This window comes from Paenibacillus sp. FSL R7-0026, from assembly GCF_038004485.1.
In the GTDB taxonomy this organism is placed as follows: domain Bacteria; phylum Bacillota; class Bacilli; order Paenibacillales; family Paenibacillaceae; genus Paenibacillus; species Paenibacillus xylanexedens_A.
Genome location: NZ_JBBORG010000001.1, coordinates 2,323,206 through 2,336,661, shown reverse-complemented (window position 1 = coordinate 2,336,661; position 13,456 = coordinate 2,323,206). Strand labels below are relative to the sequence as shown.

The 13,456-nt window shown below is 49.3% G+C and carries 9 protein-coding genes; 1 reads left to right on the top strand and 8 read right to left on the bottom strand.

Annotation, left to right across the window (positions count from 1 at the left end):
• Nucleotides 1–61 precede the first annotated feature (61 nt).
• The 7 genes from MKY44_RS10835 to MKY44_RS10805 form a co-directional block, all read right to left on the bottom strand.
• Complete coding sequence (locus MKY44_RS10835) at nt 62–958, bottom strand: carbohydrate ABC transporter permease (protein WP_445670648.1); 897 nt, start codon at nt 956–958, stop codon at nt 62–64.
• A 16-nt stretch (nt 959–974) separates the two neighbouring features.
• Nucleotides 975–1,856, bottom strand: coding sequence for a carbohydrate ABC transporter permease (locus MKY44_RS10830; RefSeq protein WP_074094700.1), 882 nt, complete (start codon nt 1,854–1,856; stop codon nt 975–977).
• Between the two features lie 208 nt (nt 1,857–2,064).
• Nucleotides 2,065–3,381, bottom strand: coding sequence for an ABC transporter substrate-binding protein (locus MKY44_RS10825; RefSeq protein ID WP_341007038.1), 1,317 nt, complete (start codon nt 3,379–3,381; stop codon nt 2,065–2,067).
• A gap of 168 nt (nt 3,382–3,549) precedes the next feature.
• Nucleotides 3,550–4,401 (bottom strand): response regulator transcription factor, encoded by an 852-nt coding sequence (locus MKY44_RS10820; RefSeq protein WP_341007037.1) that lies wholly within the window; start codon nt 4,399–4,401, stop codon nt 3,550–3,552.
• Nucleotides 4,402–4,424: 23 nt separating this feature from the next.
• Nucleotides 4,425–6,245 carry a cache domain-containing sensor histidine kinase gene (locus tag MKY44_RS10815; protein WP_341007036.1) on the bottom strand — a complete coding sequence of 607 codons (1,821 nt, stop codon included), beginning with the start codon at nt 6,243–6,245 and terminating at the stop codon, nt 4,425–4,427.
• Between the two features lie 198 nt (nt 6,246–6,443).
• Complete coding sequence (locus tag MKY44_RS10810) at nt 6,444–8,777, bottom strand: endo-1,4-beta-xylanase (protein ID WP_341007034.1); 2,334 nt, start codon at nt 8,775–8,777, stop codon at nt 6,444–6,446.
• 373 nt (nt 8,778–9,150) lie between these two features.
• Complete coding sequence (locus MKY44_RS10805) at nt 9,151–9,915, bottom strand: AraC family transcriptional regulator (RefSeq protein ID WP_341007033.1); 765 nt, start codon at nt 9,913–9,915, stop codon at nt 9,151–9,153.
• A gap of 146 nt (nt 9,916–10,061) precedes the next feature.
• On the opposite strand from MKY44_RS10805, the gene MKY44_RS10800 reads away from it, so the two are divergent.
• On the top strand, nt 10,062–12,311 hold the full coding sequence (locus MKY44_RS10800; RefSeq protein ID WP_341007032.1) for an FAD-dependent oxidoreductase: 2,250 nt from the start codon (nt 10,062–10,064) through the stop codon (nt 12,309–12,311).
• A gap of 59 nt (nt 12,312–12,370) precedes the next feature.
• Here MKY44_RS10800 and bglB read toward each other — a convergent pair whose 3' ends face one another.
• Nucleotides 12,371–13,441, bottom strand: a complete 1,071-nt coding sequence (gene bglB, locus MKY44_RS10795) for a beta-galactosidase BglB (protein ID WP_341007031.1) — start codon at nt 13,439–13,441, stop codon at nt 12,371–12,373.
• Nucleotides 13,442–13,456 lie beyond the last annotated feature (15 nt).

The window sequence follows — 13,456 nt, the reverse complement described above, 5'->3', positions numbered from 1 at the left end:
GCCGCGAAAATCTCTTCGTTCAGCAAAAGGGTTATTATATGGGATCACAGTGACAGCAGCTTCAGCCCTTCACGGCACTTCCGGCCACGCCCTGGATAATATAATGCTGTCCCACGAGGAAAACGATGATCATCGGAATAATACCTGCCGTGGCAGCGGCCATCATGCCGTTGTAATCCACATTGTTCTCCAGAATAAAGTTCTGCAGTCCGAGTGGCACGGTGTACAGGTCTTTGTCGATCAGGAACACTAGCGCATTTTCATAGTCATTCCAATGCCATGAGAAATCGATGATCGCCAGGGTAGCCAGCGCTGGCTTCGCCAAAGGCAGAATCAGTCTGAAGAATATGCGCAGATGACCGGCACCATCGATGAACGCGGCTTCCGAGATCTCTGAAGGCACTGATAGGAAGAATTGCCGCAACATAAACACCCCAAAAATCGTGAACATTCCAGGCAGGATCAAGGCCCAATGCGTATTATATATGCCAACCCACTCAAACATCAGAAACTTTGGTACAAAGAGCACCTGCGGTGGCACCATCATCATCGAGAGATAGATCAGGAACAATGTCTCCCGACCTTTGAATTGAATCCGTGCGAAGCCATAGGCAGCAAAAGCCGAGAGAAAAACAGCTCCGACCGTGCTAATTAGCGATATTTTCAACGAGTTCAGATAATACGTGGCAAAGGTGTCCGCCCCACTCCAGACCTTGATATGATGCTCCCAGTTCAGGCTGGAGGGTATCCACTGGATGGGGTAGGTAAATACGTCCGCAGGAGATTTAAACGACGTGCTGATCATCCAGATGAACGGCATAATCATCAGCAAAGCAAACCCGGACATCAGAAGTGTCAGTATGATTTTTCGAATCTGCGTCAAGGACTCCATGCGGACTTTAACTTTAGGTGACTGTGGAGTTGTGGACTTCGCATTCGCGGCAATTTGTTTCTCCATAACGATCCCTCCTCTCCTAGTAGTGAACCCAACGTTTCTGACCAAGCCACTGCAATACAGTGAAGACCATAATGATGGCAAAGAGCGCCCAGCTAATGGCAGCAGCATAGCCCATCTCGTAGTAGCGGAAGGCATTTTGATAAATAAAGAGCGACAGCACGGTTGTGCTGTTCCCTGGCCCGCCCTGGGTAATCGCTTGAATGATACCAAAGTTTTTGATGGTCATAATCAGCCCCGTAATTAGCAATAAAAAGGTAGTTGGGCTCACAAGCGGCCAGATCACTTGGCGTATGGTCTGCCAAGGCCGGGCTCCATCAATCCGTGCAGCCTCAACCAATTCCTCCGGAATTTCCTGCAATGCGGCCAGATAAATAATCATGTTGTAACCCAGCATGAACCAGATCCAGATGATATCAATCGCATACATGGACCATTCCGTTGTCGATAACCATCCGGGAGGGTTCGTAATACCGATTCCCCGCAAGAAGCCATTAATGGGCCCCGATGTTGGCTGGAACAGCAGCATCCAGACAAAAGCGATGGCAACGCCGCTGGTGATATAGGGCATAAAATAGAGGGCACGCAGCGTTTTTTGCCAGTAAACCGACTTATTCAGCGCCACCGCCACGATAAATGCCAACCCCATTGATACCGGAACCGCTAACAGAAATACAAATGTATTTCGCAGCGCCACGCCAAACAGATCATCATTCAACATCCGGCGGATATTGTCCAGCCCGACGAAATTCGTCTCCGGGCTCATGAATTTGTAATCAGTGAACATGAGATAGAACGAATAGACAGCCGGTATAATAAAAAACAACAGCACGCCAATCATATTGGGCCCAATAAACAGATACCCGAGCCTGCTCTGCCGTTTCATCCAGGATTTATGCATATGCTCCCCCACTCCTTAACATCTGTTCTGGAATTAAGCATAACAAGATGTCCTCTAACATTTAAGGAACATAACCCTGTACCTGATATCACAGATATATGTATTTCGGCAGTGACTTTCGGGAGAGAAATAACATGGAATTGTTCTATTGCTTATATAGAAAAAACCGCCCCATTGGGACGGATTTTGGACTCATTGCTTTTGCAATCTATTGATTCTGCTTCAGCCAGTCATTATGGCGTTTGACCATGTTCTGTACCGTAACTTCGGCAGTCTGGTTACCGAGGAAGAACTTTTCATACTCCTGTGCACGCAGATCGACGACTTCCTGCGCAATGCTGCGGACAAACGTAGGTGTCTCGTCACCGTACAACACAAATTCCAGAGACTCTTTATCATAAGAATCGGCATAATCGCCCAGCAGATGATCGATCGCAGTCTGTTGATCAACCGCATTGGAGGAAGGCAAACGTCCACCCGCAGCCATCGGCATCATTCCTCCATCGGCGTACCATTTCAGGAACTCCCATGCGGCTTCTTTATTTTTCGACTTGGAATTGATCGCAATAAAGTCACCAAGTCCTCCACTCTTCACCATATCTGCTTCTTGTGCAGCCAGTCTCGGTACAGGGGCAAAGGCAATTTTCCAATCCCGCGGGAACTCGGTCATATTGTTTGATGTGCGGATCAGCCATTCGCCGATATTAATCATGGCAGACTCACCGCCAAGGAACATGTTTTCCACCGGCATTTTGGAAGTCAGCTGTTCGCCAAGTGGTGGCGTGGTTGCATCCTCTTTCATCATTCCGTTCAACGTCTCCAGCCATTTGGTAACGAGTGGATCATCGAGGTTGGAAGTACCGTCTGCCTTAACATACCCGTTCTTCACCAGAACGGAATCGAGCGGGTCTACATAGGAAGCGGTATGCTGCACCAATCCGTACTTGAAGCCAGCTGTCTTCAGTTTGAGTGCATATTCACGGGCTTCTTCCCATGTCCAGGCTTTCGGTACACTCAGTCCGGCCTGATCAAGCGCTTTCATATTTAAAGCGAAGAAGGCAGCGTTTTTCTTAGTTGGCATCCCGTAATATTTGCCGTCCACTTTCCAAGAAGCCGCATCTTCACCCATTTTCTCATCAATGTTGTAGTCGGTGAACTCGCCCAGATCCAGTGCTGTACCGCCCTTGATGCGTTTATCCAGATTTGTAAGCGTATAGTTGACGTACAGGTCAACGTTCTGCCCGGTGGACAGCGCCGTATCCAGCTTCAGGTTGCCATCATCGTCATTCACAAACCGCACATATTCCACCTGAATATCAGGATGCTCCGCATTCCAGGTATCCACCACTTCCTGTGGACCATTCTCGGGCGGCACCGCGCCCCACATGGTGAGCTTCACTTTTCCCCCTGCCGCTCCACCTCCGTTATCTCCACCGTTCGTTTCATTTTTACCAACACAGCCGGCAAGCAAGCCCAGCATCAGCGCACCTACGATTAACCCGGTTAATCCTTTTTTGATTCTCATCTGGTCACATGACCTCCCTGAATTGAAGTGTACCTTCCGTTACATCGTAGCAGGGACCTTGCTGGGTTCATAAGATACATATCCATGATTCGGATTGAACAAAAATACGGATTTACTTGTGCTTGCCTGAGCACTCGGTACACATATTCCTTCTACTCATCCTGTGAGTCACGAACGATGGCGATACTGGCTGGGCGTGCAACCGGTCCAACGCTTGAATATTTTAATGAAATAATTATCACTTCCGAACCCTACCCGGTAACCAATCTCCTGTACAGGAAGGTCCGTCTCGCGCAAGTATTCAGCCGCTTTCTCCATCCGTACCCCATGCAAGTAATGAATCAGGGTATGGCCGGTTTTCTTTTTGAACAAAGCACTCACATAATTCTCGCCCATCATCACATATCGTGACATGGATTTGACGGTGATGTCCTGGTCGTAATGCTGCCCGATATACTGAATTATTTTGCTAATCTCCGGATGCTTCACAATCGGCTCACGAACAGGTGTAAATGGAAGATCCGTATAAGACGGGGGCGCAGAAGAGACCGTGAGAGAATTAGGCAAATCAGGCGTTGATGTGAGAACCGGTGTGGAAGGTGGCACTTCATGATGATCTGTCTCTGTCCGGGCTTCAGTTAAAGCTCCCAGTTCTGCACTTACTTTACGGAGTGTATCACGCAGTGAATTCACACTCATCGACAGCTTCAGAATATAATTGGAAGCCCCGTATTCCATTGCACGGCGTACATATTCGAACTCCCCCATACAGGTGAGCATGACAAACTTGGTTTTTAACCCGGCCTGACGGGTCTGTTTGAGTAATTCCAGACCATCCATACCTGGCATGACAATATCGGTCAGTACCAGATCCGGTGTATCCTGTATAATCATCGCCAGCGCTTCGGTCCCGTTACCGGATTCTCCGATGACCGTGAAACCCAGCTCTTCCCAGGAAATAATCTCTCGTACCGACTCACGTACAAATACTTCATCTTCCACAAGTAATACCTTCCACATTCCAGATTCCCCTCTCCAGTCCTCTAGTCTGACCGCTTCTGTAAGTAAGGCGTCGACAATAAAAAAGGAATACTGAACCTCACTAATGTCCCTGGTTGATTATCAATCACTTCAAGTTCACTTTGGCCTTTGAACAATAATCGCAATCGTTCCTTAAGGTTGGACAGACCAATCCCTGGACGTGTGCGGGTCATCTGCTGACGCCGGGATTCCTCCATTCCAATTCCGTTGTCTGCCACCTCCAGCATCAGCTTTCCTGTGTCTTGCCTGTAGATTCCGATGCGGATCTGACCAAGCTGCTCCAGTGGCCCGACACCGTGGTGAATGGCATTCTCCACCAGTGGCTGCAAGCTCAGCTTGGGCACGAGCGCATACTCAAGTTTTTCGTCAAATTCACAAGTCACCTCAAAGCTATCACGGTAACGAATCCGCTGGATATGAAGGTAGGCTTGAACCAACTCAATCTCGTCCTTCAGGTATACCAATTCGACCTGTGAATTCAGGCTGACCTCCAGTAATTTGCCCAAGGAAACACACATCTCGGAGATTTCTTCATTCCCGCTGCGGATCGCACTCCATTTCATTGTATTCAATGTATTCAGGAGAAAGTGCGGATTCATCTGGGCGAGGAGCATATGAAAATGTACCGCTTCCTTCTGGCGTTCTTCCGCCTTGAGTCTGTTGATCATCTGATTGGCATCATCCAGCATCGTATTGAACGTACGGGTCAGTTCCAGTACTTCTCCGCGGCTGCGGCCTTCAGGGATACGGACCTTGAGGTTTTTGCGTACAACCTCCTTCATCTGGTTCTGCAGATGTGATAAAGGCCGAGTGAATGTCGCCGAGATCATAAAGGCCATGAGCACAAATGCTGCTGTGAAGCCAAAAAACGTTAAAAAATAGCGCTGCTTAAGCCCCGATATCTCCGTAAACAACACAGCTAGTGGAATACGATTTACCATGTACCAGTCCAGTGACTCGATGTATACGTAGTTAATCAGCGTATCTGAATCATTATCCGTCAGATAGGCCTCTTCCGGATGAAGTGCAATTTCCCGGGTCACGTCTGGGGAAAGTACCGCTTTTTCGGACGAGCGGGCAATCGTTTCCCCATTGCCAGTAATCAGGAAATACTCCTGATTGCTCTGCGAATCCTTCAGCATAGACTGAAACCAGTACGAATAATCGATGCTGATCCGTGCCATTCCGTACCTTTTGCCGCCACTGTCCTTCATATACGCATAGAGGGACAACAGATACGGGCTGGAGGATAGCTCCCGCAGGACATGGTTGGTATCCCGGGCATCCCAGCGGTAGAGCAACTCTTCTGATGGAAACGAGTTTGAATCAGTGTTGCCCTTGATGAAGGTCATTTCTCCAAGATGCTTGCGAAATTGTTCCCGATAAGGACCATAGGCCAGAGCTTTTTTGGGCAAATACGAAGTGTAAACGTTATCATGAAAATCTAACAGTGTGAAGTACACGGAAGGATTATATAGAAAAAAGCTGTTGTTGATCATCTTGAACTTCTCTTCCACCAACGACTTATTCTCAAGCGGAGAACGATTGTCTGGAGAAGTCAGGACGTTTCTTACGGCTGAATCCTGTTCCAGAAAAATCAGGGTTTTGAATGCAATACTCATCTGGTCCTCCAGAGAACCATACATCTGCACCAGTTGCTCGTGGCTCTGTTCGCTGATTTTTTGCTCAACCAGAGATTCGATCTGTCCATAGTTGTAGACATTAAGTACGCTGAATGGCAGCAGAATCAACACCACAAACGCACCAAACAGCCGATACCTGAGCTTATGCGGCAAAAAGGTCTTCCAGTCGGGCTTTGTCATCCCCTCAGCGCTCCCCCTGCAATTATTGAGATCATTATACCATCAGTTCCCCCGCTTCGGCCGGGGCCGGGCTCATTCGCATGGATATGTGATACCAGTTGCCAGGGACGGGATAGGGATACACAGATTTGTTCTATTGCATTAAAAAAACCGGAGATCTGGGATCTCCGGCTAGGCTAGATATAACAACTTAGCAAATTAGGATATAGGCTCCACTCCCCAGACAAGCTCGCCGTTCCGGTAAAGAGTTACCTTGGTCCAATCGGCAAAAAAGGTCTGCAGCAGGTTAAAGGAATAATCATCCCCTTCGCTGTAATTGGACCAGTCTGCTTTGTGCAACCGGGTATGTATCTCCCCAGAGGTTCCTCCGACCGGGATCACGCCTGCTCCGGTACCGAACTTCAGTTCCAGATAATGGTCCGCTCCAGGAACAGGTGCAGGCAGTTTCACTATGCTGCCGCTGATCTGACTGCCTCCAAGCTGTGCATAATCACAGAAAAAGGATTGTTGTTTCTCCCCGTCCACTGTATACCAGTAACGAATTGTCAGTTCATTCAGGCTAACTGTGGAGGTACCGTTGTTGTGAATGACAAACTGCGGTTTCATTTGGTTATCGAGCAGATTTGTATCCCCTGCACGATAGGCTAGAGTCAGATTGCCAGCAGGCTCTGGCGGCCCTCCACCCTGGACCTTTGCGGAAGCTTGAACGGAGTTCACACTCTTCCCAACGCTGTTAACCGCATTCACCACATAGTAGTAGGTGGTTCCAGCAGATACCGCCATATCCTTATAGCTTGTTCCCGATACAGCGGCCACAGATGTATACGGTCCGGCTGCTGTCAGCGACCTGTTTACCGTATAGGAGGTCGCACTTGCAGATGCACTCCAGCTTAGATTGATGCTGTTGTCGCTAACCGCAGTGGCGGTCAGATTCTGCGGAGCGGCTGGTACTGCCTCGACCTGGACTGTCTCTAATACGGACCAATAGGCTGGCTTGGACTGGAGTCGCTCGTCGAAAAGCAGCGGCCAGTTGTTTCGGGCGACCGGGAAGGTTCGTAGCCAGGTATTGGCATCATCCTTGCCCCACAAGGTAACATTTTTGACTGTGTCCGTATGCCTCAGGAAGATCTGGAACAGGGACTTGTACAGCGCCGCCTGCTGTGTCTTCAGTTCTTCCGGGAAGATATCATAAGATTGCGAATCATTGGAATATACACTTACATCAAGCTCGGTAATATGTGTTTCGAGGCCCAGCGCCTTAAATTTGACAATGGAACTCTCAATTTCCGAAAGGTTTGGATAGAAGAGGCTGATGTGTGTTTGATGGCCGACTCCGTCAATAGGCACACCCTTGGCTTGAAGGCGAGTGATCAGATTGTAGAGGGCCTGGCTTTTGGCCGGCTCATGGGTATTGTAGTCATTAATAAACAACTTGGCATCCGGGTCGGCTGCATGGGCGAATTCAAATGCTTTCTCAATATATTCTTCCCCGGCAATCTGGTACCACAGACTGCGCCGCAGGCCATCCGGCTCGGAGGCATCAATGACTTCATTCACAACGTCCCAAGCGTAGATCTGGCCTTGATAACGCTCCATTACCGTCTCAATATGCTGCTGCATCCGTTCATACAGCACCGTTTTGCTCACCAGATTGCCGTTGGCATCGTGGAATACCCAATCCGGAGTTTGTGTATGCCAAACGAGGGTATGCCCGCGTATCTCTTGTCCGTTCGCTGCTGCAAAAGCGACTGCGGCATCCGACCCGCTGAAATTATACATACCCTCTTGCGGCTCGGTACTGTCCCATTTCAGAACATTGCCTGGTGTCAGACTATCAAAATGCTTCGTAAGCAGCTGCTTGTCCGGTTCAGTCAGCAGTTCATTGTTCGTGAAGGCCGTCCCAATTTGAAACTTGCCCGCAAAAGCATCCTGTAGGGAAGGAATGTCTTCTTCGATCACAATGGGTCCGAGATCTGGCAGCTTCTCCAATCGGAAATCATCCACATAAAAAGAAGCTGTGGCACGGTCTGGCACTTCAAAATAAACCGATAACTGATTCGCTGGTTCCAGCATTTTAAACTGTGCAGTAAGCTTGGTCCATCCGCCTGCGGATGCGGTACCGAATGTTAAATTTTCATAATGTGTTGTATCTGGCAGGGTACGCTGTAAAGACATATTGAGGTTTGTGCTGGACGCTCCCGCCGGAAGCTTCACCCAGCCAGTGAACACATACGTCTGTCCCACCTCCAAAAGTTCTGTCACATCCAGCGCTGGCCCATGCCATGTCATAGCACGCCCACTCACCTCCAGTCCATAATCTCCGGTACGCGCTGCAACGGCGCTTGCACGAAGCGTTTCTACTTCACCGCGTCCGCTCCAGTTCTGGACCGTGCCATCTTCAAAATCATGACTCAGAATCAAGGTATTCTCCTCTTCTGCCGCATGAACAGATGGAGCTACCCAATACAAAGGAACTAACAAAGTTATCATCAAAACAAATTTAAGCGTTTTCAAAAATATCATTTTTCTCATCGCTTCCATTCTCCTTTATCGAATATTAGGATGAATTCCTTATTCCAAAGGCTAAGGCCATATCCACCTCCTTGGTTTTAATTATAAAATCAAAGTCCTCATTCAAACGGATACGGGGGCATACGTTCGGATAAGGACTACATATGGTAAATTATAGTATAAATTGTCCATGATCTACAACTGAAATGTACTTCCCCTCTAATTTCGGTTAGAAATGCAGTATCCGTTGCTTCTGCACTCATTCACACCAGCTCCTCCATAATCTGGGCAACCCGTAACGAAGGTGTATACCTGGTGCTCCGCTGGCTTCATAAGTTGTCTTTAAAGTTGTCTTTAAAGTTGTCTTCAAAGCTTTCTGCTCACTTCTTTCAGCTTACACCCTGTGTCTCCTGCGATACTCAGATGGACTTATGCCCAACGTTTTGGAGAACACTCTACTCAGATAAAAACCGTTCTCATATCCGCATCGCTCGGCAATTTGGTTAAGGGTCAGGTTGCTGTCAGCCAAGAGGTTCTGCGCTTTTTTCAGACGGACCCGTTTGAGATAGCCTGATGGCGTCTCCTGAAAAGCTTCCCGGAAACGCCTTGTCAACTGCACCGGACTCAAGGCCAGTCGCTGTGCCAATTCCTGAAGGCTGATCTCCTCTTCCGCCCGCTCCTCCAGCAGCGCTGCCGCTTCAGCCATTCGTGCGTCTTCGGTAAATCTCCGCTCCTTTAAGCGATTCTGTCTGCGTTCCACCTGATACAACTGCCACAAATCCATCATAAAATGTGTCTTCCAACGGGCAACTTCCCCCTTATTCTCCTCACTGTCCTGGCGTAAATAAGCGTACGTCGAGGCTAACCGCTTCGTGTCATTAATCAGCGATTTTCCGGCTGGTGGCAGAAGCTCCTCCTCCTCCAGGCTACTGCTAAACTGTAAATAGTGAAATGTCAGCGGGGTAATGACTGTCCGCCGAAAAGGAACCGCCGGGGGGCACAGCACCAGATCGCCAAAACTCGCTTCTCCGATCTGACCCCCAATCTCATAATGGAATATTCCCTCTTCGACGGCAAAAGCCACCCAAGTCGTATAGATATCTTCCGTAAGAGCAAATTCCCCTTTTTGCTTCCAGTAGATGTGGTTAAGCAGCTCCATGACTTGACCACCCTTTCTGTGAAATAAAGTATATGTTTGATGATAGTATAGTGCATTTAAAAAGTGAATATATAAATCTAAGATGAAATTATAGATATGTAGTTGGAGTCAAGGTGGATCTAACTTCAGTTAAGGAGGTCACAGATATGAAACAAGAGCATGTACAATACGACATCACCGTCATCGGCGGAGGACTTGCTGGTGTATGCGCCGCGATAGCCGCTGCCCGCATGGGGCAGCAGGTGGCGCTGGTGCAGAACCGCCCCGTGCTTGGCGGCAATTCCAGCAGCGAGGTTCGGGTCTGGGTGTGCGGTGCCACCGCCCACGGGATTAACCGTTATGCCCGGGAAACGGGTATTATGGGGGAACTATTTGTAGAGAATCAGTATCGTAATCCAGAGGGCAATCCTTATCTCTGGGATTTGATCATTCTGGAAGCCGTTCGAGCTGAATCCAACATCAGCCTGTACCTGAACACGGATGTACATGAAGTCGAGGCCACTGGGGATGGAGATGAACGCATGATCACCTCCGTTACCGGATGGATGATGGGTTCTGAGCGCAAAATCCGATTCGAAAGTCAGATCTATCTGGACTGTACGGGCGATGGATTGGTCGGCTTTCTGGCTGGAGCCAAGTTTGCACTCGGCCGGGAAGCCCGTAGCGAATATGGTGAAGAATGGGCACCAGAGGTGGCTGATCAGATCACGCTGGGCAGTACACTTCTCTTTTATACCAAGGATGCTGGTGCGCCTGTCCGTTATATCCCGCCTTCTTTTGCCAAGGATATTACACAGACCAGCATTCCAATTCGCCGGGTCATTCGCAGCGGGGATTCCGGTTGTCATTATTGGTGGATTGAATGGGGCGGTGAACATGACACCGTTCATGACAATGAGCTGATCCGTGATGAACTGTGGTCCGTGATCTACGGGATCTGGGACTATATCAAGAACTCCGGCAAGTTTGATGCAGATCATATGACGCTGGAGTGGATTGGTTCGCTGCCTGGCAAAAGGGAGTACCGCCGCTTCACGGGTGACTATGTGCTCACCCAGAACGATATTATTAGCCAGCGGGAATTCCCGGATGCCGTTGCCTTTGGCGGCTGGTCCATTGACCTGCATCCTCCGCAGGGCATGTACGCCGAAGCGAGCGGCTCGAAGCATATGCATGCCGATGGCGTATATCACGTGCCGTTCCGCTCGCTGTATTCCGCAAATGTGCGGAATATGCTCATGGCCGGGCGCGACATCAGTGCATCACATGTCGCCTTCGGCACAACGCGCGTCATGGCAACATGCGCGGTCATCGGCGAAGCCGCGGGTACGGGCGCGGCGCTCTGCGCGTCCATGGGGGTGTCGCCGCGCGAGCTGCACGCGAGGCATCTGGCGGTACTGCAGCAGACGTTGCTGCGGCAGGACGCTTCCATCATTGGGGTGCGCAGCCACGATGAGCTGGATCTGGCCCGGCGTGCCACGGCTACAGCCTCCAGCACGCTGACGGGCATCGCCCTTGAGCAGCCTGGCGAGACGTACCCGCTGGGTACAGATGTTGCCCTGCTGCTGCCTGTGCATCCAGTGCTCAGCGACCTGGAGCTGCTGCTGGATGCATCCAGCGATACCGCGCTGACGGTAGAGCTGTGGGATACGGGGCGTAAGGAGAACTACGTCCCGCATTCGTTACAAGTTACGGCGACTGTTAACGTTACAACAGGAACTGCCCAGTGGGTGAAGTTTCCGCTCGAATGGCGACCGGAAGAACCACAGAATGCTTTTATTATCATCCGCTCCAATAAAACCGTCTCACTCTACCATTCGACAGAAGCATACAGCGGGGTGCTAATCTTCTTCAAAACAGAAGAAAACCACGTGTCCAAAAATCTGGAGGATCATGCCACGGATCAGCCTGTCGTATTATGGTCCATGCAGGGGTTGGCGCGTCAGCCATTCTGCTGTCGTACCCTCTCTGAGACTTCGGCCTATTCATCGGACAACACAATCAACGGTTATCATCGCCCTTACGGTGGGCCGCAGCAGTGGATGTCGCAGCCGATGCAGTCTGGGAAGCCAGAATGGGTACAACTGACATGGGAAGAGCCACAAACCTTGGCTGAATTGCACTTGACGTTTAATGATGATGTGAACGAGGATCTGGTTAATTTACATCACCATCACACAACATTCCGTGTGATGCCTGAGCTGGTGCGTGATTATCACGTGGATGTACTGTCTCCTGCTGGCGAATGGACACAAGTCGCAAGTGTTCAAGAAAATCACAAAAGAAAAGTTATTCATTCCCTGGATGTCCCTGTGTCAGCTCAGGCTCTGAGAATCATAATTGATGCCACAAATGGCAGTAGATATGCCGAATTAATCGAGATTCGAGCTTACTAAAACAAAAAGGAGGATACAGGAAACTGTATCCCCTATCCTCCGTACAAGTACGCCTTCTTCTATTCGGCGGTTGGAACCCGCAAGCCCTCAATCAGGATAAACAGCGTAAGTGCTTGTCCATAACCCATCGGACTGATCGCTATATCTTTATAAAACTGAGCATCCTGCCCCACAGGTGTACCATAGGACACCTGCTGTACAACTCCGTGATCATCAATATGTTTCAACACCGCTTCAAGCGCACTCAAGCCATTCTGGCGATAGGATTCATCCAGGTATCCATACCGGATTCCCTTAAGAATGCCGTATCCAATCGCTGCTGTTGCCGAGGTTTCTTTGTAAGAGGTTGGATCATCCAGCACAGTGTGCCACATGCCATCCTCACCCTGAAGCTTGCTCAGTGCTCTGACTTGAGCGGTTGCTGTATCCAATAGATAGGCCTTTAGCCCGTCTTCGATCGGAATGATATTCAGGAAATCCATAACTCCCGCCGTATACCATGCATTGCCTCTTCCCCAATGAACAGCACCATAATTATGATTTTCGTTGAAATCCCAGCCATGATAGAACAATCCGGTTTTCTTGTTATATAGATATTTGATATGCACAAGGAACTGTCGTTTGGCTTCTTCCACCATGTCGAGTTTCTTGAAGTATACCCCTGCCTTGGCCAAAAATAGCACCGTCATAAACAGGGTATCAATCAGAATTTGACCATCATTGGCGTCTCCCGTGATCATATGCTGAAACGCACCATCTCCGGTTCGCAGCAGTCCATCCATGATCCAACTGCTCCACTCCTCACAGACCTGTTCGTACTCCTTGTTTGCGGTCAGCTCGCATAGTGAGATCAAAGTAAGGAGCGGAGCACAGGTGTTCACATTTTTTTCCGGTAATCCTTCCATCAGCCTTGCATTGTACCATGATTCGAGAAATTCCAGCACTTTAGGATCTTTCGTTGCCTCATGGAGCTGAAGCAAGCCATACAGACCAACACCTTGCGGCCATTCCCATAGATGTATGTCGATTAGTCCGATGGGAAACTGTTCATTGATGCTTGTGTTTTTCATAGACTCCATCGCTTGGGATACCTTGCTTATTCTCTCCTGTAACAACATTTGATTCGGCATGTTGGTTATCACTCC